Source organism: Actinoplanes couchii, from assembly GCF_016862075.1.
Classification (GTDB): Bacteria; Actinomycetota; Actinomycetes; order Mycobacteriales; family Micromonosporaceae; genus Actinoplanes; species Actinoplanes couchii.
In genome coordinates this window covers 74,157-96,824 of sequence record NZ_BOMG01000080.1, presented here as the reverse complement: position 1 = coordinate 96,824, position 22,668 = coordinate 74,157, and the positions used below count along the sequence as shown (strand labels likewise).

Genomic DNA, 22,668 nt, shown 5'->3' with positions numbered 1-22,668 from the left:
ACGAATTAGACGGGCGCGAGTGGGGCAATCCCCGCAGAAAGGCCGGAGTCGCCGCTACTCGTCGGCGGCTTTCAGGATCGCCACCAGGAAGTCGGCTTCCTGGTGGAACGGGCGCAGGTCCCAGGTGCTCAGCAGCAGGTCGGGGACGAGCCCGCCCTTCTCCGCGTCGGCGATGAAGTCGTCGAATTCGTAGCCGCGGCCCGCCCCGAACCCGACGACGGCACGCCCGCCCTCGGCCAGGTGGATGGCGAAGCCCTTCAGGATGTCGACCCGCTGGGACGGCCCGGCGAACGCCATCACGTTGCCCGCGCACACGATCGCGTCGAACCGGTCGGGTGAGACGAACGTGCTGAGGTCACCGACCTGCCACTGCGAGCCGGGGTGCTGGGCCCGGGCTTCGGCGATCAGCTCGGGGTCGAGGTCGACGCCGGTGACCCGGTGCCCGGCCGCGGCGAGCCGCCCGCCGACCCGGCCGGTGCCGCAGCCGGCGTCGAGGACTGCCGCGCCGCGGGGCAGCATGGTGTCGATCGTGCGGGCTTCACCACCGAGGTCGTCGCCGCGGGCGTCCATGGCCCGGAACCGTTCGATGTACCAGCGGGAGTGCTCGGGGTCGGCGGCGATCTTCTGGAGCCAGAGGTTGTCGGTCGGAGGCAGGTCGATCATGATTTCACCGTAGTCGCGGGTTCGGCGCTCCGAGGAGCGGTGGTGTCCGGAGTCGCAGGTTCGACGACCCGGAGTGCGGCCGGGGCCGGCTGGGGAGCGGGCGCCGGGGTGCGGCGGCCGCGGTAGACGACGTAAGGCCGCCACAGGTAGGCGAGCGGCGCCGACCACACGTGCACGAGCCGGGTGAACGGCCAGAGCGCGAGGAACAGGAATCCGCCGATGGCGTGCAGCTGGAAGACGAGCGGCGCGTCGGCCATCAGGGCCGGGTCGGGCCGGAACCAGAAGACGCCCCGGAACCAGACCGAGATCGTCTCCCGGTAGTTGTAGCCCTCCCCGAACAGGTTGATCACCACGGTGCCGCTCATCCCGAGGACGACCATCGCGGTGAGCGCCACGTACAGGACCTTGTCCATCGTCGTGGTGACCCGGCGGATCCGGCCGCTGACGAACCGGCGGGCGATCAGCAGGGCCAGCCCGGCCACCAGCATCACGCCGGTGACGACGCCGCCGGAGACCGACACCAGGTGGTAGGTGTGCTCGTCGACGCCGATCGCCGCGGTCAGCGACTCCGGGATGAGCAGGCCCATCGCGTGCCCGGCGATCACGCCGAAGGCGCCCAGGTGGAACAGCGGCGATCCGAGCCGGAGCAGCCGGTTCTCCAGGATCTGGCTGGTGTGGGTGGTCCAGCCGAACTGGTCGTGCCGCCAGCGCCAGACGTGGCCGGCGACGAAGACGGCCAGGCAGGCGTAGGGGACCACGACCCAGATCAGGGTGTGCATCGGGACACCTCTTCGACGAGTGACATGTCGGGGCCGAGACCGACGGTCTCCTCCGGAGGACCGTCGACGGCCAGGGCGGTCAGCGCGGTGAGATCGTCGTCGGTCAGTTGCGGCAGGGCGGCGCAGACGACGTCGAGGATCAGCGCGTACGGCGTACGAACCTCGTGCAGGGCCGCCCGCAGCAGTTCGATGCCCTGCCGGTGCTGGCGCAGTGGCGCCTCGCCGTCGCCGGGCCCGGCGACGGCCGCGAACTCGAGCACGATCGGCAGCAGATCGGGCAGTTCCCCGCCGGTGAGCTGGAGCCCGTGTGCCCGGTAGCGCTGTTTGAGCATGAGCAGCGCCATCCCGCGCTTGCGGGTGTCGCCGTGCAGGTAGTAGGTGAGGTACAGCCCGGAGCGCCGCCGCAGGTCGAACGTCTCGACGTAGTGCCGTTGCGCTTCCACGGCGGTGCCGGTGAGCAGCCAGTCGAGGAACCGTTCGTACTCCTCGACCCCGGCGGCCGCCGCGCGCAGTTCGTCGCCGGCGTCGAGCAGTTCCCGGTCGGGGTAGGTGAGCAGCAGCGAGGCGAGCTGGAACAGCTCGGAGCGGGTGATCATGACGGCGGCCTCCGGCTGATGGTGACCGGCACCCGGGTGGCGCCGCCCATGCCGGGACCGCCCTCGCAGTCCAGCGAGCACGAGTCCATCGACGCTTCGAGTGCGGCGGCCTGCCCGGTGTGCGCGGCCGGTATGACGTAGCGCTCGTCGTACTTGGCGATGGCCAGCAGCCGGTACATGGCCTCGACCTGGTCGCCGGTCATGCCGATGCCGTCGAGGAGGTCCCGGGCCACGGTGCCGTCCAGGGTGCGGGCCCGCATGTAGGAGCGCATGGCCGCCAGTTTCATCAGCACTCCCCCGGCGGCCTCGGTGTCCCCGGCGGTGAACAGCGACGCCAGGTATTCGACCGGGATCCGCAGGTCCTGGATGGTGTGGAAGACGTCGTCGGCGTCGGTGTCGTCCCGCCCGGCCGCGCCGACGGCGTCCAGGACCGGGGACAGCGGCGGCACGTACCAGACCATCGGCAGGGTCCGGTACTCCGGGTGCAGCGGCAGCGCGATCCGGTACTCACTGATCAGTTTCCACACCGGCGAGGCCTGCGCCGCCTCGATCCACTCCTCGGGGTGGCCGGCGTCGCGGGCGGCCCGCTGCACCGCCGGGTCGCGCGGGTCGAGGAAGACACCCCGCTGCGCGTCCAGCAGCTCCGGTGTGGGCACCGAGGCAGCGGCGAGCACCGCGTCCTCGTCGTACCAGAGGATGCCCAGGTAGCGCAGCCGGCCGACACACGTCTCGGAGCAGATGGTCGGCTGCCCGGCTTCCAGGCGCGGGAAGCAGAAGGTGCACTTCTCGGCCTTGCCGGTGGCGTGGTTGACGTAGACCTTCTTGTACGGGCAGGCCGACACGCACATCCGCCAGCCGCGGCAGCGGTCCTGGTCGACCAGGACGATGCCGTCCTCCTCGCGCTTGTACATCGCCCCGGACGGGCAGGCCGACACGCAGGCCGGGTTGAGGCAGTGCTCGCAGATCCGCGGCAGGTGGAACATGAAGGTCGTCTCGAACTCGAACTTGACCTTCTCGGTCATGTTCCTCATGTTCGGGTCCTGCTCGAAGGTGTCGCCGCCGAGCGAGTCCTCCCAGTTGGCACCCCATTCGATCTTCATGGGTTCGCCGGTCAGCGTCGAGTACGGCTGCTTGACCGGGGTGTCCGCCAGTCCCGCCGGGGCGTTGACCAGGATGTCCTTGTCGAAGGTGGCCGGCTCGTAGTAGTCGTCGATGCTCGGCAGGTCCGGGTTGGCGAAGATCTTGCCGAGGCGGGCGAGCCGTCCCCCGGACCGCAACGTCAGGCGGCCCTTGCCGTCGAGTTTCCAGCCGCCCTTCCAGCGGTCCTGGTCCTCGTAGAACTTCGGGTAGCCGATGCCGGGTTTGGTCTCGACGTTGTTGAACCAGACGTACTCGGTGCCCTCGCGGTTGGTCCACGTCTGTTTGCAGGTGACCGAGCAGGTGTGGCAGCCGATGCACTTGTCCAGGTTCATCACCATGGCGACCTGTGCGCGGATCCGCATCAGTACTCCACCTCCTGGGTACGGCGGCGGATCACGGTGATCTCGTCGCGCTGGCTGCCGATCGGGCCGTAGTAGTTGAAGGCGTAGGTGAGCTGGGCGTGCCCGCCGGCCAGGTGGGTCGGTTTGATCAGCAGCCGGGTCATCGAGTTGTGGTAGCCGCCGCGCTTCTTCGACTTCTCGGCCTTCGGCACGTTCACGGTGCGTTCCGGCGAGTGGTACTGGAAGACGGTGCCCTCGGGCATCCGGTGGCTGACCACCGCGCGGGCCACCACGACGCCGTTGCGGTTGTGGGCCTCGATCCAGTCGTTGTCCCGGATCCCGATCTTGGCGGCGTCCTGGACGCTCATCCAGATCACCGGCCCACCCCTCGACAGGGCCAGCATCAGCTCGTTGTCGTGGTACATCGAGTGGATCGACCACTTGGCGTGCGGGGTCAGGAACCGCACGGTCACGCCCCCGTCCACGGCGTCGCCGGGCTTGCCGAAGTGGCGGGCCATGTTCAGCGGCGGCCGGAAGCCGGGCAGCTGCTCGCCCAGCTCGGCGACCCAGTCGTGCTCGACGAAGAAGTGCTGGCGCCCGGTGATCGTGTGCCACGGCTTGAGTCGCTCGACGTTGATGGTGAACGGCGAGTAGCGGCGGCCGCCCTTCTCCGAGCCGGACCACTCCGGGCTGGTGAAGACCGGTTGCGGCGCTTCCTGGGTCTCCGGATAGGTGATCCGGTCCTGTTCGTGGCCTTCGATCAGATCCACGAACCTCTGGCCGGTACGCTCCTGCAGCTGCTCGAACCCGGCCCGGGCGACCCGGCCGTTGGTGGTGCCGGAGAAGGCCAGGATCGCCTCGCACATCCGGTCGGCGGTCGCCAGCGAGGGGCGGCCGTCGATCACCCCGTTCTGGTGCTTGAGGTAGTCGACCTCGGGCCGCACGTCGACCGTGATGGCCTTGGCGGTGGTGCCGAGCGTGTCCATCAGCGGCCCGACGGTGCGCATCTTCTTCCCGATCAGCGTGTAGTCGCGCTCGATCGTGACCAGCTTCGGCATCGTCCTGCCGGGCACCGGCTCGCACTCGCCGAATTTCCAGTCCCGCACCCGGCCACTGGGCATGGCCAGCTCGTCCGGGGTGTCGTGCTGCAACGGGACGGCCAGCACGTCCGTACGTACGCCCAAATGGGTTTCGGAAAGCTCGCTGACCTTGTCGGCCAGGGCCAGGAACGTGTCGTAGTCGGTGTGCGCGTCGCCGGGCGGCGGGACCGCCGGGCTGAACGCGTGCACGAACGGGTGCATGTCGGTGGTGGAGATGTCGTGCTTCTCGTACCAGGTGGCGGCCGGCAGGACCAGGTCGGAGTGCAGCCCGGTATTGGTCATCCGGAAGTCCATGGTGGTCAGCAGGTCGAGCTTGCCGGTCGGGGCGTCGGCACGCCAGGTCACGTCGCGGGGGCGTTCGCCGGGGCCGCACTCGGTGGCGGTGGCCGAGCCCTCGACGCCGAGCAGGTGGCGCATGAAGTACTCGTTGCCCTTGCCGGAGGAGCCGAGCAGGTTGGCCCGCCACAGGGTGAGGCAGCGCGGGAAGTTCGCCGGGTCGTCCGGGTCCTCGGCGGTCGTCTTCAGCGAGCCGTCGGCCAGGGCGGCGACGACGTAGTCCGGCACCGGCATCCCGGCGGCGGCCGCGGCGGGAGCGATATCCAGGGGGTTGCGGTCGAAGAACGGGTGTCCCGGGCTCCAGCCCATCCGCTGCGCGGCGGCGACCGTGTCGGCGAACGCCATCCCGGCGAACCGGCCGGTGCCCAGCGGCGACGCCAGCTCGTCGGCGGGCACCCGCTCGTAACGCCACTGGTCGGTGTGCAGGTACCAGAACGGGGTGGACGCCTGGTGCCGCATCGGCCGCTGCCAGTCGAAGGCGAAGCTCATGTGCTGCTGGCCGGTGACCGGCCGGGCCTTCTCCTGCCCGACGTAGTGTGCCCAGCCGCCGCCGTTGACACCCTGGCAGCCGGTGAGCGTGACCAGGGAGATGAACGCCCGGTAGGTCATGTCGGAGTGGAACCACTGGTTGGCGCCGGCGCCGAGGACGATCATCGACCGGCCCCGGCTGCGCTCGGCGTTGCGGGCGAACTCCCGGCCGATCCGGGCGGCCAGCGCTGCCGGCACTCCGGTGATCCTCTCCTGCCAGGCCGGGGTGTTCGGCGAGTCGGCGTCGTCGTAGCCGGTGGGCCACTCGCCGGGAAGGTCGCCGCGCTTGACCCCGTAAGTGGCCATGACCAGGTCGAACACGGTGGTGACCAGGTGCTCGCCGACCCGCCGGACCGGGACGCCGCGCCGGATGGTGGAGCCGCCCTCGGTGGCGCCGACGTCGAAGCGGGCCAGGTCGATCTCGATCGCTTCGTCGGTGTCGATGCCCAGGGCCGGGACGATGTCGCCGAGGTCGAGGTTCCACTTTCCGGGCTCGCCGTAGCGGTGGCCCAGCGAGCCGTTCGGTACCGTCAACTCGCCGGTGGCGGAGTCGATCAGCACGGTCTTGTGGTCGCCGTCGTCGTGGCCCAGGTCGGTGGCGGTCAGGAAACGATCAGCCTTGCCGTCGACGACGGTGACCAGGAACGGCATGTCGGTGAATTTCCGGATGTAGTCCAGGAAGTAGGGCACCTCGCGGTCGCGGAAGAACTCGGCCAGCACCACGTGCCCCATCGCCATCGCCAGCGCGCCGTCGGTCCCGGGGTGCGGGGCCATCCAGTCGTCGGCGAACTTCACGTTGTCGGCGTAATCCGGGCTCACCGCGACGACCTTGGTCCCCCGGTAGCGGGCCTCGGCCAGGAAGTGCGCGTCCGGCGTGCGGGTGACCGGGATGTTCGACCCCCACATCATCAGGTAGGTCGCGTTCCACCAGTCACCGGCCTCGGGCACGTCGGTCTGGTCACCCCAGATCTGCGGGGAGGCGATCGGGAGATCCGCGTACCAGTCGTAGAAGCTGAGCAGGGTGCCGCCGAGCAGCGCGTGGTAGCGGGTGCCGGCCGCGAACGACGCCATCGACATGGCCGGGATCGGCGAGAACCCGACCACGCGGTCCGGCCCGTACGTCTTCACGGTGTAGACGTGCGCGGCGGCCATCATCTCGATCGCCTCGTCCCAGGAGGCGCGCACGAATCCGCCGCGGCCGCGCTGCGACTTGTAGGCCAGCGCCTTCAGCGGGGTCTCGACGATCTCGGCCCACGCGGCGACGGCATCCCCGAGGCGCAGACGCGCCTCCCGGTACATCTCGGCCAGCACCCCGCGCAGGTACGGGTGCCGGACACGCGACGGCGAATACTCGTACCAGGAGAAACTCGCCCCTCGCGGGCAACCGCGGGGCTCGTAGTCGGGCGAGTCGGGGCCGGTCGTCGGATAGTCGGTGGCCTGGTGCTCCCAGGTGATCAGCCCGTCCTTGACGAACACGTTCCACGAGCAGGAGCCGGTGCAGTTGACCCCGTGGGTGGACCGGACCACCTTGTCGAAGCGCCAGCGGTCGCGATAGAACGCATCCCACTCGCTGTCGTCGAGGCGGTGCAGGGTGCGGCCGTGGTCGCCGACTGTCGCACGGGTGAGGAAGCGCCGGGCGCCCAACAGGTCCTGTGCCACGGTTCTCGTCCTCGTCTCCAGGGGCGCACCGGGCGGTCACCCGGTGCTCCCCCAGAGTTGCCGATCGCCATCCCCTCCCGCACGAGCCTTCAGTCGGTTTCCGAACGGGACCAAAGTCCTGATGGAAGGTGACTCAGGTAGGGGTCAGACCTCGCCCACCGGCTCGTGGGTCGGCATGGTGTGGCCCATCACCAGGATCTGGTCCTGTGGTGGGTCCTCGGTGTCGAGCGGTGCGTCGAGGATCGCCACCATCAGCTCGACGGGCAGCTTCGGGTTGGCGGCGGCCGATCCGGTGACCTCCGGGTCGTCGAACAGTTCCAGCACCCGCTGCTGGGACAGGCGCGGGTCGCTGGCCATCCAGTACCGGACGCCGGGGTGCTCGTCCCGGCTGAGGCGGTCGATCAGCTCGGGCGGTGCGTGCGGGTCACGGACGACCAGGGCCCGGGCGCCCCAGTACGGTGAGTCCGCGTACCGGGTCAGGTCGGCGCCGGCCATCGCCGGATGCGACAGCAGGTTGCCGCGGGTGATGACACGGGCCTCCAGGAAGGTTCGTACGACCAGGTCGGCCGGTACCGCGTCGTGGTTCTCGCAGAGCAGCAACCGGACCGGGAAGTCGTCGTCGGCGGCGAGCGCCGCGATCTGGTCCGCGGTCAGCTCCGGGTGGCAGGCGGCGCTGCGGCGGATCCCCGGATGTGCCGAGGAGACGCAGCGTTGCAGCTGGTCACCGCGGGCTTCGAGGACCCAGCCGAGCACCGGTAGACGGTCGTCGGTGGACACCTCGTAGTCGATCGCGGCGCGCTGCTCCTCGCTGAGTCCGGGGCGCATCGAGAGGTACTGGCGGACATGCGGTTCGGGGTCGGCGGCGAGGGTGGTGATCAGGTCGGCGGGCAGGGCCGGGTCCATCGCGATCCTCGCCCGTTCCCAGGCCGATTCGCCGGTGGCGATCGTCCGGTACTGGTCGGCGGTCTTCGGCTCCGGCTCCGCTTGCGGCTCAGGATCCGGTTTCGGCCGTGCCCAGGCGGCGATCTCCTCGTCGTCGACCTCGGCGAAGGCCGCCACCACCGCGCGCGGCAACTCGATCGGCAGGTAGAGCGGCAGCCTCCGCTTCACCTTGGGGTGAGCGGCCAGCTTCCGGTAACCCCATGCGGGCAGGACGCCCGGCCATTCGAGAAGAGTGAACACCACCGAGGAACTCGGGTCGTCGATCAGTCGGGCCCGCTGGTCCGGGGTGACCCCGCCGGACCGGGCGAGCACTTCCCGGAGACGTACGTCCGGGTGGGCGGCGAGGATGCCGAAGAGTTCGTCGGAGAGCTCACGCCCGTACAGGATGTCGGACATGGCGGCGGCCGGATGGTCCAGGATCCGGAGCACCAGTGGATCCGGCAGAGCGGGGTTGCGGGACAGGCCGTGCACGCGGGCGGGTGTCGTCTCGGAATTCCAGGCCGTCAGAGCGTCCTCCAAGGTCGCAGTGGTGACGGGCTCCGACATTACGGACGGTTCCACAGTGGTGAAACGGTCGTTCGCCCGAGTGACCCGGGGCAGCGGGCCGCGTTAGGCTGGCGTCAGCGAACGCAGCTTCGGGATCGGCGACCCGAGCAGCCACAGGCAGGACAGCACTCCCCCGGCGGCGGCGATCAGCAGGGTCGGGCGCAGGCCCAGCGACTCGCCGAGCAGGCCGCCGATCATTGCGCCGAGCGGCCGGGCGCCGTAATTGATGGTGCCGAAGACACCAGAGACCCGGCTGCGCATGTCGTCGCTGATGACCGACGTCTGCACCGAGTTGAGGTTGATGTCCATCAGCATCACTCCGGCGCCGGCGACCGCCTCGGCCAGGACGATGATCGTCACGATCAGCCACTGCGGGCCGTCGGCGAGGGCGATCGCCGCGGTCGGCGCCGGGAAGAGGATCGCGCCGGCCACCGCCGTCCGGCCCACGCCGTAGCGGGCGGACAGTTTCGGTGTGATCACCGCGCCGAGCAGGGCCCCGGTCGCGCCGAGGCCGAAGGCGAGGCCGATCAGTCCGGCCGGCAGGCCCAGTTCCCGGCTGATGTAGAGGATCACCAGCGCCTGGGCGACAAATCCGAAGAAGTTGACGGTGGTGACGCAGGCCAGGGACGCCCGCAGATACGAATGGCCGAGCACGTACCGCAGCCCGGCGCCGATGCCCGCCACGAGGGACTTCCGCTCGCCCACCGGCGTCGGCTCGGCGGGGATCCGGCCGATCAGCACTGCCGAGAGCAGGAACGAGACGGCGTCGATGAGAATCGCGACCGGTGCGGACAGCGCCTGGATGAGGAACCCACCGGCGGCCGGGCCGGCCACGAACGACGCCGACCGGCTGGTGCTGAGCTTGCTGTTGGCCTCGACGTAGTGGTCCCGGTCGACCAGGGTCACGAAGAAGGACTGGTAGGAGCAGGAGAACAGCACCTGGCCCACGCCGGTCAGCAGCGCCACCGCGAAGAGCTGGGGCAGGGCGAGAGCACCCGTCCAGCACGCGATCGGCAGGCTGAGCAGGGCCGCGGCGCGCAGCAGGTCGGCGAGGACGAGCAGGCGCTTGCGGTGGGCCTGCCTGTCGACCCAGGCGCCGACGACGATCGACAGCAGGTTGGGCGCCCAGATCGCGGCGGTCAGCAGGCCGACCTCGGCGGGTGTCGCGGCCAGCAGGGTGACCGCGATCAGCGGGATGGCCAGCTCACTGATCCGGTCGCCGAACTGGGAGACGGTCTCGCCGGCCCAGAACGAGGCGAACCTGCGGTCGGTCATGACTGCGCCTCCGGGAGGTACTGGCGCAGGATGCGGACCCGGCGGGCGTCCGCGGGGATGTCGGCGTCGGCCCGGCGCACGTACGCACCGATCAGTTCGTCGATGGCGTTCTGGAGTTCGTCGAACTCGTCGGCGGTGAGCCGGACGCCGGTGTTGGACAGCCCGGACAGGCGACGCCAGGTGTGATCGAGGTCCGGTTCGGTCTCGGCCCACCACTTCTCGACCTGCTGCCGGGCGGCCTCCTCCATCTGGCCGGACAGCAGGCGCCGGGCGGTCTGTGAGTCGTCGTCGTCGGCGAGCCGGGTGGTGAATCCGCGGGAGGCGGCCTTCCAGTAGCGCTGTCGCCCGCCGGCCGGCGCCTCGTCCGGCCCCGCGTCCATGACCAGCCCGAACGTCGCGAGGTGACGGAGATGCCAGCTGACCACCGAGGGGGTCGCCCCGACGTGGGGGGACAGCTGTGTGGCGGTGGCGGGGCCGTGGCGCTGCAGGTGGGTCAGGGCGGCGAGGCGGACGGGGTGGGCCAGCGCCCGCATCGCCTGCGGGTCGGTGATCGTCAGATCACCCATCGGATTAGTGAGAGACATGTTTCGAAAGTAATCTCTCACGTCCTACTTGTAAAGCCCGACCAGCTCCTGTCCGATTCGGGTCAGCTCGGCACGGACCTCCGGCGGGTCCAGCACCTCGACGGCCGCTCCCCAGCCGCTCAGGGTGCGGGCGATGTCGCGGGGCTCCGGCGCGCCCACCCGCACCCGGGCCCGGCCGTCGTCCAGGACTTCCAGCAGCTCGCAGTGCCTGCCGAAGTGGTTGCGCAGAACCCAGACGAAACGGTTCCCGATCAGCAGCGTGGCCTTCGTGCGGGCCCGCTTCTCCTCGACCTCGCCGACCACCTCGCGCCATGCCAGGTCCAGGTCGAAAGCGGCCGGGCGGGTGAAAACCGCGTCGGTGAGCCGCAGGTCCGTGAAACGGTCGGCGCGGAAGGTCCGGCGGCCGGCTGCGGTGCCGGCGATCAGGTACCAGACGTCGCCCTTGTCGACGACACCCCACGGGTCGGCCTCGCGGGACTCGCCGCGGTACGTGAACCGGATCCGCCGGCGGCGCACCACCGCCTCCTGGAGCCGGTCGACGATCTCCGGGCGCGGTTTCTCCCGCTCACCCCAGCCGGCCGGGTCGATCAGGGTGGATTCGGCGGCGGCTTCCGCGTCGGCCCGGAACGGAGCCGGCAGGGCCCGTACCAACTTGCGCAGTGCCGATCGAACCTCCTCGGAGGCACCCGCGACCGGCCCGGTGAGCAGGAACAACGCCCGCGCCTCGGCGGCCGACAGGCCGGTCAGGTCGGTACGCGCGCCGCCCACCAGCGACCAGCCGCCGTGCCGTCCGGGCTGCGGATAGACCGGGATCCCGGCCGCGGACAGCGCCTCCAGATCCCGGCGGGCGGTGGCGACCGACACCTCCAGCTCGGCGGCGATCTCGGCGGCGGTCACCCGGCCGCGGGCCTGCATCAGCAGAAGGGTGGCTACGAGGCGATCGGCACGCATGCCGTGAAGGTTGCCAGGAAAAGTGCGCAGAGGGTGAGCACTTTTCCTGGCAACGTCGGTCCCATGTTGAGAGGGTTCACCACAGTCACGTTCTTCGCCGACGACCTGGACGCGGCTCGCGCCTGGTACACGACCGTGTTCGGGATCGAGCCGTACTTCGTGCGCGACGGCGGCTACCTGGAATGGCGCGTCGGCGACCACCGGAACGAATTCGGCATCCTGAACAGCAGGTTCGCCCCGCACCCGCACCGGCCGGAACCGTCCGGGGCGATCATCTACTGGGCCGTCGACGACGTCGCGGCCAGCTACCAGCGGCTACGGGAACTGGGCGCGACCGAGCACGACAAACCCACCGAGCGCGGGCCGGGGTACGTGACGGCGTCCGTCGTCGACCCGTTCGGCAACGTGCTCGGCGTGATGTTCAACCAGCATTACCTGGACACGGTCGCGGCCTGCCGGACTCAGTCCTCGGGGAACTGACGGCGCAGGTCGCGGCGGGCCCGGTGCCGGTCGCGGCGGCGCTGCTCGCGGCAGTAGAGGCTCGCCTCCCGGTAACCGTGGCTCTCCCTGCGGCGGAACCAGTACGACATGGTGATGCCCCAGTAGCAGCCACCCGGGCGCCCCGCAGTGGTGTACCGGTCGATCTCGTCCGGCAGGGTGCACGGCCCGAAACGGTGGTCGTGCACCGGTCGGCACGCCACCATCGGCGCGTCGGCCATCTGCACCCACCAGGGTCGCGTCTTGTCCGTCCTGCTCATAACGGGCACCTTTCGGCTCCGTGACGCCCCGGGGCGGGGCTGTCATAAGAACTGGTGCACCGTGATCACCTCTCCAGATCGGACACGTCGATACTACCGCCGCCGGGCTTGTCGTGCCTGGACCACCGCATGCGGCCCGGCGGTCGCCGGACGGTCCCGGCCCGGGACCACCTCGCGTGACGAGACGGCCGGGGCCGCTGCGGTTGTGGGGCCGTCTGGCGTACCGGCGCAGGAAGATCTTAAAAACGGGTCAACAGCTCCGCGACTTCGGTACGCGAGGAGATGCCCAGTTTGCGGAGAATGTTGGAGACATGGACCGCCGCGGTCTTCGGGGAGATGTAGAGGCGGCGGGCCAGTTCGGTGTTGGTGAGGCCGTCGGTGATCAGTATCGCCACCTCCCGCTCGCGCGGCGTCAGCATCGACGGCGCCTGATCGCTTTCGGTCAAGCCCAGGCGGGTACGGACCCGGTTGAGTTCCGCGACCCGCCAGCCGCCCCACTGCGCCAGCAGCCCTCCGGCCGTCTCCGCATGGGTCTCCGCCTCCGCCCGGCGGTCGGCGGCCAGCAGGCACCGGGCGGCGTTGACGTGTACCGTCCCGCGGATCACCGGCCCGAGAACGTGGGCGTCCGCAATCGACAGATAGGCCGCCAGAGCCTCGCCGGGCCGGCCGCGCGCCTCGGTGAGCTGGGCGTTCACCAGGATCTCGTGGGCGTCCCACATCTCGTCGTCCAGCAGCACCCCGGCCAGCCGCGTCAGCTTCCCGGGCTCCAGGCCCACCTCCAGCGCCGCCGAGACCAGGTCGTGGGCCTGCTCGCCGCTGCGCCATGTCTGCTCCGCCATCGCCGTGACGAATTCGGTCATCCGCGCTTCGGCCGCCGCGAGATCCCCGCGCCGGCAGGCCAGGTGGAAGGCCAGCCCCGGAATCGCGGCGGGCGGGTTGTCGGCCACCGCGGTCAGGTCGGCGATCACCCGCTCCACCCGGTCCAGCTCACCGGCCTCCAGGTAGAGACCGGCCAGGAAGACACCGTGGTACTCGGCCCACCGCCCGCGCCGCCGGTAGTTGCGGTCCCGCTCGCGGCCCTCCTCCAGCGCCTCGATCGCGCCGGTCAGATCCCCGGTCCGCAGCGCCAGACGGGCCCGGCCGCGGTAGTACGTCGCCACCGAGAGCTGTTCGAAACCGGCCCGCTCGGCGTCCACCCGCATCCGCTCCAGCAGGGCGCCGTGCTCGGCCGGCGACGTCGGCGGCTCGCCGTCGACCAGGGCGTGCAGCGCCCGCGCGGCCAGCACCCACTCGCCCGCCGCCTCCGCCTCGTCGACCAGCCCGGACAGGATCCGCCGGCCCTCGGCGCTGGTGCGGCCCCGGTCGATGAGCGTCGAACCCTTCTCCACCAGGGCCGCCAGGCGCACCGTGGGCAGGTCGAACTCGCCGGCCAGCGCCAGCGCCCGATCGGACCAGAGCAGCACCGTGTCGTGGTCCTCGGTCAGGTACGCCGACTGGGCAATCGCGGTCATCGCCCGTGCCTGGTCGGCGCCCGGCGGAAGCCGCGCGATCAGGGTCTCGATGTCCCGGGTCAGCGCCCGCACCTCGGCGTGCTCGCGCAGCTCCCACGCCAGCCGCACCAACAGGTACAGCGACTCGGCCCGCTCCGTGGCCGACCCGGCCAGATCCCGCCACCGCCGGCCGTACCGGATCGCGTCGTCCAGCAACCCGGCCAGCCACGCCGACCGGGCCCCGAACGCCAGCAGCTCGACGTCGTCCGGCAGCTCGTCCAGACCCATCTCGGCCAGCTGCAACGCCTGGTACGCCGACCCGATCGACAGGTACGACGCGGCACCCCGGCGCGCCGCGGCGATCATGTCGTCGTACCGGCCGGCCCCGCACGCGTGATGCGCCACCATGGCCGGGTCGGAAGATCCGTTCCGCAGCAGTACGTCCAGCGCCGCCTCGTGCAGCCGGCGGCGCTGCCGGCCGAGCATCTGAGCGGCGATCGCCTCACGCACCAGCGCGTGCCGGAACGCGAACTCGTCCACCCCCGACTCCACCAGCACACCCCTGGTGACCAGATCGCGCAGCACGGTGATCAGCTCGTCCTCGCCCGCGCCGGTCACGTCGGCGAGCAGGTCGAACGGGATCCGGTGCCCGAGCACGGTCGCCGCCTCGACGATCCGGTGACTCACCGGGTCGAGATCGTCGACCTGACGGCGCAGCACCTCGGCCAGGCTCCACGGCAGCGGCTGATCGACCAGCTCGTCGAGATCAAAACCGGGCAGCGCACGTAGGAGTTCCTCGAGAAAGAACGGATTGCCGCCGGTACGGTGGTGCAGCGCCGTCACCGCCCGCATCGGGGCCGGCGCGCCGGTCGCGGCGGCCAGCAGCGCCGCCGTCTGCGACGGGGTGAGCCGGTCCAAGCGCACGTGGGCGACGGCGTGCCGGCGCTCCATCCGGGCGAGCAGTCCCGCCACCGGTTGCCGCCGGGTCACCTCCTCCGGGCGGTACGTGCCGATCAGCAGCCGGGGGCCGCGCTGGTCGGCGATGCGCTCGAACAGGGCGGCGCTCTCCGAGTCGGCCCAGTGCAGGTCCTCGAAGACGATCACCGCCGGGGCGTCGCCGATCAGGTCGGACACCAGGGCCAATCCGGTGTGCAGGCGCTCGACCGGGCTGCGCCTGGCGTCGGTCAGCGCGTCGAGCTGCTCCTCATCAATGTCGGCCCCTTTTTGCGGCCAGTCGTCGATCGCGTCCAGCAGCACCTCGTAGGGGCGGGACAGTGAGCCCGGTTCCGCCTGCCCGACCAGCACGACCGTCTCGGCCGGCAGGGTGGCCAGCAGCTCGTGCACCAGCCTGGTCTTCCCGACACCCGGCTCGCCGGCGATGATCGCCACCGCCGGCTCGCCCGACGAGGCGAGCCGCGCCAATCGACGCAGCTCGCTCTCCCGGCCGATCATCACCGGACTGGCACCACCACGGACTGTTCGCACGACGCCAGGGTACCGGCGGGCTGTCCCCTTCTTTCGGCCCTTTTCTCGCCGCTCTTCTCGCCCCTGTCGGGTTCTTTCCGTACTTTTCGCCTGCGCCGGACGCACCGCACCAGGGCCAGCAGCCGGTCCCGGTCAGCCTCCGCGATCAGTTCCCGATTGTGGTCGTTGGCCAGATCCATCAGAACACTCGGATGCACCAGCATCGTTCTCTCCCGTCGTTCGCCGATACATCGATCCTCGGCTGTCCGACGGCCCTCCACATCGGGAGCGTGCTACCTATATTCCCAGGTCACAGTCATTTAGATGGCGTACGTCCGGCGTCTAGGTATACCTACGTGCCGGGTCGTGCGGCCTCCTGGACCGAGCGGGACAGGATGCAGAACTCGTTGCCCTCCGGGTCGGCGAGCACCACCCACGAGACGTCCGGGCCCTGACCCACGTCGGCATGACGGGCACCCAGGGCGAGCACCCGCTCGACCTCCAGCGCCTGCGTGCTGCCGTCGGCGCGCAGGTCCAGGTGCAGACGGTTCTTGGTCGTCTTGGCCTCGAGATCCCCGATCCGGACGAGGTCGATCGTCGGCCAGGTCCCGTCCGGCGGCCCGATGGTCAGCACCTCGCCGTCGTCCTCGAGGATCCGCCACCCCAGGACGGCCATCCAGAACTCGGCAAGCCGCGGCACGTCGAGAGCGTCGATCGCAACAGTGGCAATTCGGCTGGTCATCACACCTTTATAGTCGTGGACCGGCGGATGCTGCCGGCGCTGGCGGCCACGAAGACCGCCAGGACGACCGGGATCCACAGGGCCGTGGTCAGGCCGACGACCGTCGAGGCCGCGCCGATCAGGATCGGGCCGAGCAGGAAGCCGACGTAACCGATGCCGACCACTGTCGACAGCGCCTGCCCGGCCCGGCGTGGGTCCACTCCGGCGGCCGCGGTGAAGAACTGGGGGGCCACACACGCCAGTCCGAGACCGAACAGTCCCCACCCGGCGATCAACGCCACCGGATGCGCCACCAGCAGACCGGCGCCGAGGCCCACCGCGGCGAGCAGCCCGCTGGCCCGGATCACCGCGAGCGGACCGAACCGCCCGGCGGCCCGGTCTCCCACAAAACGGCCCAGCGTCATCATGATGGCGAAGGCTGCGTACCCGTACGCCGCGAAGCTCTCCGAAGTTCGCAGGTCATCCCGCTGGTGAACCGCGCTCCAGTCGGCTGCCGCGCCCTCACCGACCAGGGTGCAGAGCACCACGATCCCGTAGAAGACCAGCAGCATCCGCCGGCCGCCGGCCCGCTCGGTCCCGGTCTCTCCCGGGTCGTCGGGCACCGGCCGGGACCGCAGCACCCAGGTCGAGGCGAGAGCGGCAAGCACCAGCACCGCCAGTCCGACATTGATCAGCGTCGCGGCGACGCTTGCCCCGGCGTGGGCGAAGACGCTGCCCAGGACCGCGCCGAGGAAGCCGCCGATGCTGTAGATCGCGTGGAACGACGACATGATCGGCCGCCCGGTCTCCCGCTCGACCTCGGCGGCATTCGCGTTCATCGCGATGTTGAGCGTGCCGTGCACCGCCCCGAAGGCGAACAGCGCGACACCGAGCGTCACCAGCCCGCCGCTGAGCCCCGGCCCGATGAGCAGCACACCCTCCAGCATCATGGCCGGGATCATCACCCGGTGACTGCCGAACCGGTCGGTGAGCCGCCCGATCAGCACCATCCCGGTGATGCACCCCGCCGCGAACGCCAGCAGCGCGAGGCTGAGCCGCCCGTCACTGAGCCCGAGGCTCTCCTTGACCGCCGGAATCCGCGCCGTCCACACCCCGAGAGCCACCCCGAACAACAGAAAAACGACTGAGGTGGCAACCCGCCCACGCCGCAAGCGATCCATGCGTCGGACCGTATCCGAACCCTCCGACAAAAATCGCCCCATGTCGATGACCCGGTCGCTTCCGGTCAGCGAGGTCCCATGAACCGGGACACTCCCGGGAGAGCTATCCCACTGGAAAATCCTGGTTAATACCGGGCATATCAGCCACCCTGCGTCACGGCGTACGGAGGCGGCTACCACTCGTATAAATACCGGCCGATCAGCTCCGGCGACCGTCGTTGACGGGAATTCCCAGCTCATGCACGCTCGCCAAGATCAGCTTGTGGCGAGGGAGCCCTCTTGAACCGAAAACTGCGCGTAGCCATAGCCCGGATATCCGGCATGACCCTGATGGTCGCCGGTGGACTGACCGCAGTCGTGCTGAGCCAGCGGGCCGACGCCGCCGAACGTCTCAACGACAGCGACGTCACCGCCAACCTCTGGGAGTGGAACTGGAAGTCGATCTCCCAGGCCTGCACCACCCAGCTCGGCCCGGCCGGTTACGGCGCCGTTCAGGTCGCCCCGCCCCAGGAGTCGGTCACGCTGCCGACCAGCGTCGGGGGCGCGCATCCTTGGTGGGAGGTGTACCAGCCGGTCTCGTACCGGATCGAGAGCCGCCTGGGCACCCGTGACCAGTTCGCCGCCATGGTCCAGGCGTGTCACACCGCCGGGGTCCGCGTCTACGTCGACGCGGTCATCAACCACACCGCGGGCAGCAACAACACCTACACCAGCGGGTACGCGGGCAGCACCTTTGACCCGAAGGGCTTCGGCTACCCGGCCGTCCCGTACACGACGACCGATTTTCATCATGCCGGTGACGGTTCCTGCAACGACGAGGACGGCCAGATCGACACCTGGGACGATCCCGCTGAGGTGCAGAACTGCGAGCTGTCCGGTCTCTCCGACCTCAAGACCGAGACCGCTGCCGTACGCGGGAAGATCGTCACGTATCTCAACGACCTGATCGGGCTGGGCGTGGACGGCTTCCGGGTGGACGCCGCCAAGCACATCCCACAGGACGACTTCGCCCGGATCGTCGCCGGACTGGACACCACGACCGCGGAGGGTGTCGCCCCGTACATCGCCCAGGAGGTCGCGAACGGTGGCACCGGATCCCTGGCGCCCGGGCAGTACACCCGCAACGGCGACGTCCTCGGCTTCTCCTACGCCGACGCGCTGAAGAACCACTTCACCGACGGCACCCTCGCCGAGCTGGGCGGCATCCCGAACTGGGGCCTCGACCTGGCGAGCGCCGACACCGCCGCGATGGTCGTCAACCACGACACCGAACGCGACCGGAACACGTTGCGGTACCAGGACGGCACGAAGTACACGCTCGCCAACTACTTCATGCTCGCCTACCCGCACGGCAGGCCGTTCCTGTACGACGGCTTCACCTTCTCCGACGACAACACCGGCCAGTCGCCGCCCGCCGACGACAACGGTTACGTCAGCGACACCGACTGCACCAACAGCGCCTGGCAGTGCCTGACCCAGTCGGCCGCCGTCAAGGGCATGGTCGCCTGGCGCAACACGGTCCAGTCCGCGACCAGCGCCGCCGACTTCACCGCGACCGCCGGGAACGTCATCGGTTTCCGTCGCGGCTCGCTCGGCTGGTTCGGCCTGAACGCCTCCGCGAAGGCGTCCACCGCCACCTACCCGACGGGACTGCCCGACGGCACGTACTGCGACCGGATCACCGGCGTGACCTCGGCGGACGGTTGCACCGGCAGCACCGTCACGGTCGCCGGCGGCAAGGCCACGGTCACCATCCCGGCCGGCAGCGCGGTGGCCGTCGACGTCAACGCCACCACCACGACCGGGGCCACGAACTGCACGACCGTGGCGGTCACCTTCGACGCGAACGTCACCACCGAGTGGGGCGAGAACGTCTTCGTGCTCGGCGACCACAGTGCCCTGAACAGTTGGGACACCGGCGGCGGCGTGGCCCTGTCCGCCAGCGCCTATCCGATCTGGTCGGGCCGCGTCGACCTGCCCGCGAACACGCGTGTCGAGTACAAGTACGTGAAGAAGGACGGCGACACGGTCACCTGGGAGACCGGGGCCAACCGCACCCTCACGGTCGGTTCCGCCTGCACGCAGACCGTGACCGGCAGCTGGCGCTGACGAACACCGCCACGTTGCCCGGCACCGGTCCTGCGGTGCCGGGCAACGGTTGCCCGGCACCGCAGGACCGGTGCCGGGCACATCCGGGCCGTACGTCCCTGCCCGGGCGGGCCGGTGCCGGACCAGACTCGGCGGCATGATTCCGTTCCTTCTCGGCCTGGTCGGCCTGGTTCTGCTGGTGGCCGCCCCGATCATGATCTTCCAGGGCCTGCTCGGCCGCCGTAGTGTCACCCGTGAACTCGTCCAGCAGCGCATCTCGTTCCCGCCGTCCGGGCTGCCGGCCGCCCTGGGCGCCTACGCCGGCCGGCCGGTGCGCACCGGTATCGAGGCGCGGGCCTACTCCGACCTGATCGCCGATCACGTGGTGGCGGCGACGGGTGGGCGTACCTACGCCGAGATCGCCGCCGAGTGCCAGAAGAACAAGACCGACGAGAGCCTGAGCAGGCTGCGCGAGACCGCGTTCATGGGGGAGACCTTGCGCGGGGCGCTACTCGGGGCATACCAGGCATGGCAGGTCACGCTGCTGGTCATCGGCCTGGGGCTGCTGTGCGCGGCGATGGGGGCGGGCTTTCTGGCGATGGCCTTGCAGTGAGTGACTCTTGTACGATCGTACTTGTACATCCGTACAAGAGTGATCGAAGGCGCCCGTGCACTACTTCTTCCTGTTCACCGCCATCGCCGCCGAGTTGATCGCCACCAGCCTGATGAAAGCCACCGAGGGTTTCACCCGGTTGTGGCCCACAGTGATCGTCCTTGTCGGTTACGTCGCGTCATTCGTCCTGCTGGCCCAGGCAGTGAAGCGGATCGAGGTGGGCGTCGCCTACGCGATCTGGTCCGGAGTCGGAACGGCCGCGATCGTAGCCATCGGCGCGGCCTTCCTGGGCGAATCCCTGACCACCGCTAAAGTGGCCGGAATCGCCCTCATCATCGCCGGAGTGGTAATGCTCAACGTAACCGGCGGCAAGGTTCATTGACCCCCCGCCGCCCCCAGCCCTCCCGCGCTCCGGAAGGCCGCCGCCCGCAGCGGGCCCGCGATCCGGAGGCCCGCCGGGCCGCCCTGGCGAAGGCGGCCATGGAGGTTGTCGCCGAGAACGGGGTGGGCCGCACCACCCATCGCGCGGTCGCCGCCCGGGCCGGTCTGCCGCTGGGCGCGACCACCTACTACTTCCCCACTCTGGACGATCTGATCGCCGCCGGTCTGCACCACGCACTGGACGCACTCCAGGCCGACCTGCGGATCTGGGAGGAGCGTCTGCGCCAATCCCCGGACTGGCCGGAAGCTCTGACCGATCTGGCCCAGGAATACCTGAAGGACCGCCGCCAGGTCCACATCGAATACGAACTCTGCGTCGCCGCCGCCCGCGACACCGCGTTACGCCCGCTGGCCACGGCCTGGATGGACGGCGTCCCGGACATGCTGGCACCCACCATCGGCCTCGACACCGCCCGCGACGTCTGCGCCGTGCTGGACGGCTTCATCCTCCGCGCCCTGGCCACCGACACCGAACTGGACACCACCCGCCTGACCGCGGCGATCCGCCGCCTGAGCCCGGACCACCACCCGGTGCCCGGCAGTTGAGCCTGACCACCGCACCACCGCCCGGTGCCTGAGCCCCTGACCACCGCCCGGCGCCCAGCGCCCAGCGCCCGTTCCTCTGACCAGCGCCCGGCGTCACGTGCGGCGCATCGCCTGGCGCGGCACCGGCAATCCGTGGCGGCTCAGGGTTCGATCAGGCCGGCCCGGATCGCGTATCGGGTCAGCTCCAGCCGGTCCCGCAGACCGAGTTTCTGCAGCAGGTTGGAGCGGTGCCGCTCGACCGTCTTGACGCTGATCACGAGCAGGTCGGCGATCTCCTTCGACGAGTGGCCCTCGGCGACCAGCTTCAGCACCTCCTCCTCACGATCGGTGATGGTCCGCCCGGACGGATCCTCCCCGTCGGCGACCCGCTCGAGGTAGTTGCGGATCAGCGCGTTCACCGCCCCGGGATACAGGAACGGCTCGCCCCGCACCGCGGCCCGGCACGCCTCGACCAGGTCCCGGTCGGCAACCGACTTGAGCACATATCCGGAGGCGCCGGCTTTCAGCGCCTCGAAGAAGTACTGCTCGTTGTCGTACATGGTCAGGATCAGAATCCGCAGGTCGGGCATCTGCCGCGACAACTCCCGCGCCGCCTGCAACCCGGTCAGCCGGGGCATCGCGATGTCGAGGATCGCCAGATCGGGGCTCTCGGCCCGCGCCTGCGCGACCGCCTCGGCCCCGTCGGACGCCTCCGCGACCACGGTCAGGTCGGGTTCGCTGTCGAGAATGAGCCTGACCCCGCGGCGGACCAGCGCGTGGTCGTCAGCCAGCAGGATGCGGGCGGGCCGGCCGTCGATCATGGGTGGGTTTCCTCTCCCCCGAGTGGCACACGCAACCGGATCTCGGTGCCCTGCCCGGGAGCGGGACCGACGTGCAGGTCGGCGCCGATCAGCAGGGCCCGCTCACGCATGCCCCGGATCCCGGCCCCCTCGGGGGCACCACCCACACCGGCCCCGTCGTCTCGGATCCGCAACTCGATCTCGGCGGGCCCGGCGGCCGAGCCCGGCACATGTGACAGGCACAGGCTGACCTGACGTGCGCCGGAATGCCGTGCGGTGTTGGTCAGCGACTCCTGTGCGACCCGGTACAGCACCAGTTCCGCCTCCTTCCCAAGATCAGGCAGGTCCCCGTCGATATTGCGGCGCACTGTCAACCCGCCGGTGGAGAACTCGCCGGCCAGCGACTTGAGCGCACTGGACAGCCCCAGCTCCTCGAGCACCCCGGGGCGTAGCCGGCGGGCGATGCGCCGGATCTCGTCGAGCCCGTTCCGGATGGTCTCCTGCACCTGGCGCACCTCACCGGAGACCGGCTCGGGAGCGTGGTCGGCGACCCGTTTCAGCTCCAGCAGCACGGCCGTGAGGGTCTGCCCCACCTCGTCGTGCAGCTCCTGGGCAATACGTTTGCGCTCGGCTTCCTGCGCCGACAGCGCCCGGGCGGCGCTGGTGGCGCGTTCTGCCTCAAGGCGGTCGAGCATGGTGTTGAAGCTCCTGATCAGGTCTGCGATGCCACTGCGTCCGGTGACCGCGAGCCGGTGACCGGGACGGAGGAGATCGACCGTGGACATGGTGCGGGCCAGCCGCTCCAGCGGGGCCAGCCCGAGGCGCAGCAGGCCGGCGTTGGCGACCAGCATCACCACCAGCACCCCGCTGAGCAGCGCCGCCTCGGTCATCAGCACCGGTGCGGACACCGTGAACGGGCCGAACATCAGCACGGCGAACGCCACCGTGACGACCGCGGCGTTGAGCAGGAATATCCGCCAGAACAGGGACAACCGCTGTGTTTCTCGCATCATCCCGCCCATCATCACCTCTGTCCGGCCCAGCGTCCCCGATCGGGGCACGCAACGTCCATACGGGCAGCCACCCATTAAAGGTTCGGCTGTCCGTACTCGGGATGGGTGGCTACCCGCACGAGAAATGGAGAGCT

Annotated in this window: 19 protein-coding genes and 1 pseudogene; 5 read left to right on the top strand and 15 right to left on the bottom strand. The window is 70.1% G+C overall.

The window, feature by feature from the left end:
* Positions 1–54: 54 nt before the first annotated feature.
* The 9 genes and pseudogenes from Aco03nite_RS32155 to Aco03nite_RS32115 all read right to left on the bottom strand — a co-directional run bounded on the left by Aco03nite_RS32155 (position 55) and on the right by Aco03nite_RS32115 (position 11,440).
* Positions 55–663 (bottom strand): class I SAM-dependent methyltransferase, encoded by a 609-nt coding sequence (locus Aco03nite_RS32155; RefSeq protein ID WP_203801598.1) that lies wholly within the window; start codon positions 661–663, stop codon positions 55–57.
* The gene (narI, locus tag Aco03nite_RS32150) at positions 660–1,442 is read right to left on the bottom strand and encodes a respiratory nitrate reductase subunit gamma (protein WP_203801595.1); all 783 of its coding nucleotides are present in this window, start codon (positions 1,440–1,442) and stop codon (positions 660–662) included. The genes Aco03nite_RS32155 and narI overlap by 4 nt, the downstream gene beginning before the upstream one ends.
* Entirely contained in the window at positions 1,430–2,038 is a 609-nt protein-coding gene (gene narJ / locus Aco03nite_RS32145; protein WP_203801592.1) for a nitrate reductase molybdenum cofactor assembly chaperone, read from the bottom strand. Before narJ ends, narI begins: the two co-directional genes overlap by 13 nt.
* A gap of 47 nt (positions 2,039–2,085) precedes the next feature.
* Positions 2,086–3,540, bottom strand: a pseudogene (narH, locus tag Aco03nite_RS32140) (nitrate reductase subunit beta); the annotation flags it as partial.
* Positions 3,540–7,163: a nitrate reductase subunit alpha gene (locus Aco03nite_RS32135; RefSeq protein WP_373872648.1), complete on the bottom strand. Its 3,624-nt coding sequence runs from the start codon at positions 7,161–7,163 to the stop codon at positions 3,540–3,542. The pseudogene narH and the gene Aco03nite_RS32135, both read right to left, overlap by 1 nt.
* Before the next feature lie 123 nt (positions 7,164–7,286).
* Positions 7,287–8,603, bottom strand: a complete 1,317-nt coding sequence (locus Aco03nite_RS32130; protein WP_203801586.1) for a hypothetical protein — start codon at positions 8,601–8,603, stop codon at positions 7,287–7,289.
* Between the two features lie 90 nt (positions 8,604–8,693).
* Positions 8,694–9,905, bottom strand: coding sequence for an MFS transporter (locus tag Aco03nite_RS32125; RefSeq protein ID WP_203801583.1), 1,212 nt, complete (start codon positions 9,903–9,905; stop codon positions 8,694–8,696).
* Positions 9,902–10,489 carry a helix-turn-helix domain-containing protein gene (locus tag Aco03nite_RS32120; protein ID WP_203801580.1) on the bottom strand — a complete coding sequence of 196 codons (588 nt, stop codon included), beginning with the start codon at positions 10,487–10,489 and terminating at the stop codon, positions 9,902–9,904. The genes Aco03nite_RS32125 and Aco03nite_RS32120 overlap by 4 nt, the downstream gene beginning before the upstream one ends.
* A gap of 24 nt (positions 10,490–10,513) precedes the next feature.
* Positions 10,514–11,440: a helix-turn-helix transcriptional regulator gene (locus tag Aco03nite_RS32115; RefSeq protein WP_203801577.1), complete on the bottom strand. Its 927-nt coding sequence runs from the start codon at positions 11,438–11,440 to the stop codon at positions 10,514–10,516.
* 63 nt (positions 11,441–11,503) lie between these two features.
* Here Aco03nite_RS32115 and Aco03nite_RS32110 point away from each other — a divergent pair, with 63 nt between their 5' ends.
* Complete coding sequence (locus Aco03nite_RS32110; protein WP_203801573.1) at positions 11,504–11,920, top strand: VOC family protein; 417 nt, start codon at positions 11,504–11,506, stop codon at positions 11,918–11,920.
* On the opposite strand, the gene Aco03nite_RS32105 is transcribed toward Aco03nite_RS32110, so the two are convergent.
* The 4 genes from Aco03nite_RS32105 to Aco03nite_RS32090 all read right to left on the bottom strand — a co-directional run bounded on the left by Aco03nite_RS32105 (position 11,902) and on the right by Aco03nite_RS32090 (position 17,054).
* Positions 11,902–12,198, bottom strand: coding sequence for a hypothetical protein (locus Aco03nite_RS32105; RefSeq protein WP_203801571.1), 297 nt, complete (start codon positions 12,196–12,198; stop codon positions 11,902–11,904). The two genes, Aco03nite_RS32110 and Aco03nite_RS32105, sit on opposite strands and share 19 nt — an antisense overlap.
* Before the next feature lie 239 nt (positions 12,199–12,437).
* Positions 12,438–15,173 carry a helix-turn-helix transcriptional regulator gene (locus Aco03nite_RS32100; RefSeq protein WP_239145617.1) on the bottom strand — a complete coding sequence of 912 codons (2,736 nt, stop codon included), beginning with the start codon at positions 15,171–15,173 and terminating at the stop codon, positions 12,438–12,440.
* A gap of 331 nt (positions 15,174–15,504) precedes the next feature.
* Positions 15,505–15,894, bottom strand: a complete 390-nt coding sequence (locus Aco03nite_RS32095; protein WP_203801569.1) for a VOC family protein — start codon at positions 15,892–15,894, stop codon at positions 15,505–15,507.
* The gene (locus Aco03nite_RS32090) at positions 15,894–17,054 is read right to left on the bottom strand and encodes an MFS transporter (RefSeq protein WP_203801567.1); all 1,161 of its coding nucleotides are present in this window, start codon (positions 17,052–17,054) and stop codon (positions 15,894–15,896) included. The genes Aco03nite_RS32095 and Aco03nite_RS32090 overlap by 1 nt, the downstream gene beginning before the upstream one ends.
* Before the next feature lie 321 nt (positions 17,055–17,375).
* On the opposite strand from Aco03nite_RS32090, the gene Aco03nite_RS32085 reads away from it, so the two are divergent.
* The 4 genes from Aco03nite_RS32085 (at position 17,376) to Aco03nite_RS32070 (ending at position 20,742) form a co-directional block, all read left to right on the top strand.
* Positions 17,376–19,163, top strand: coding sequence for a carbohydrate-binding module family 20 domain-containing protein (locus tag Aco03nite_RS32085; protein WP_203801565.1), 1,788 nt, complete (start codon positions 17,376–17,378; stop codon positions 19,161–19,163).
* 136 nt (positions 19,164–19,299) lie between these two features.
* On the top strand, positions 19,300–19,755 hold the full coding sequence (locus tag Aco03nite_RS32080; RefSeq protein WP_203801563.1) for a hypothetical protein: 456 nt from the start codon (positions 19,300–19,302) through the stop codon (positions 19,753–19,755).
* A gap of 55 nt (positions 19,756–19,810) precedes the next feature.
* Complete coding sequence (locus Aco03nite_RS32075) at positions 19,811–20,137, top strand: DMT family transporter (protein ID WP_203801561.1); 327 nt, start codon at positions 19,811–19,813, stop codon at positions 20,135–20,137.
* Positions 20,134–20,742 carry a TetR/AcrR family transcriptional regulator gene (locus Aco03nite_RS32070; protein WP_239145616.1) on the top strand — a complete coding sequence of 203 codons (609 nt, stop codon included), beginning with the start codon at positions 20,134–20,136 and terminating at the stop codon, positions 20,740–20,742. The genes Aco03nite_RS32075 and Aco03nite_RS32070 overlap by 4 nt, the downstream gene beginning before the upstream one ends.
* Before the next feature lie 140 nt (positions 20,743–20,882).
* Here the strand turns inward: Aco03nite_RS32070 and Aco03nite_RS32065 are convergent, their stop codons facing one another.
* Entirely contained in the window at positions 20,883–21,542 is a 660-nt protein-coding gene (locus Aco03nite_RS32065; RefSeq protein WP_203801559.1) for a response regulator, read from the bottom strand.
* On the bottom strand, positions 21,539–22,534 hold the full coding sequence (locus tag Aco03nite_RS32060; protein WP_203801556.1) for a sensor histidine kinase: 996 nt from the start codon (positions 22,532–22,534) through the stop codon (positions 21,539–21,541). The genes Aco03nite_RS32065 and Aco03nite_RS32060 overlap by 4 nt, the downstream gene beginning before the upstream one ends.
* Positions 22,535–22,668 lie beyond the last annotated feature (134 nt).

Bases quoted from the DNA above. Each gene is read 5' to 3' on its own strand.
- Aco03nite_RS32085 (WP_203801565.1), top strand. From the start codon at position 17,376: ATGACCCTGATGGTCGCCGGTGGACTGACCGCAGTCGTGCTGAGCCAG.
- Aco03nite_RS32155 (WP_203801598.1), bottom strand. From the start codon at position 663: ATGATCGACCTGCCTCCGACCGACAACCTCTGGCTCCAGAAGATCGCC.
- Aco03nite_RS32065 (WP_203801559.1), bottom strand. From the start codon at position 21,542: ATGATCGACGGCCGGCCCGCCCGCATCCTGCTGGCTGACGACCACGCG.
- Aco03nite_RS32105 (WP_203801571.1), bottom strand. From the start codon at position 12,198: ATGAGCAGGACGGACAAGACGCGACCCTGGTGGGTGCAGATGGCCGAC.
- Aco03nite_RS32080 (WP_203801563.1), top strand. From the start codon at position 19,300: ATGATTCCGTTCCTTCTCGGCCTGGTCGGCCTGGTTCTGCTGGTGGCC.
- narI (WP_203801595.1), bottom strand. From the start codon at position 1,442: ATGCACACCCTGATCTGGGTCGTGGTCCCCTACGCCTGCCTGGCCGTC.
- Aco03nite_RS32115 (WP_203801577.1), bottom strand. From the start codon at position 11,440: ATGCGTGCCGATCGCCTCGTAGCCACCCTTCTGCTGATGCAGGCCCGC.
- Aco03nite_RS32060 (WP_203801556.1), bottom strand. From the start codon at position 22,534: ATGATGCGAGAAACACAGCGGTTGTCCCTGTTCTGGCGGATATTCCTG.
- narJ (WP_203801592.1), bottom strand. From the start codon at position 2,038: ATGATCACCCGCTCCGAGCTGTTCCAGCTCGCCTCGCTGCTGCTCACC.
- Aco03nite_RS32120 (WP_203801580.1), bottom strand. From the start codon at position 10,489: ATGTCTCTCACTAATCCGATGGGTGATCTGACGATCACCGACCCGCAG.
- Aco03nite_RS32110 (WP_203801573.1), top strand. From the start codon at position 11,504: ATGTTGAGAGGGTTCACCACAGTCACGTTCTTCGCCGACGACCTGGAC.
- Aco03nite_RS32125 (WP_203801583.1), bottom strand. From the start codon at position 9,905: ATGACCGACCGCAGGTTCGCCTCGTTCTGGGCCGGCGAGACCGTCTCC.
- Aco03nite_RS32090 (WP_203801567.1), bottom strand. From the start codon at position 17,054: ATGGATCGCTTGCGGCGTGGGCGGGTTGCCACCTCAGTCGTTTTTCTG.
- Aco03nite_RS32095 (WP_203801569.1), bottom strand. From the start codon at position 15,894: ATGACCAGCCGAATTGCCACTGTTGCGATCGACGCTCTCGACGTGCCG.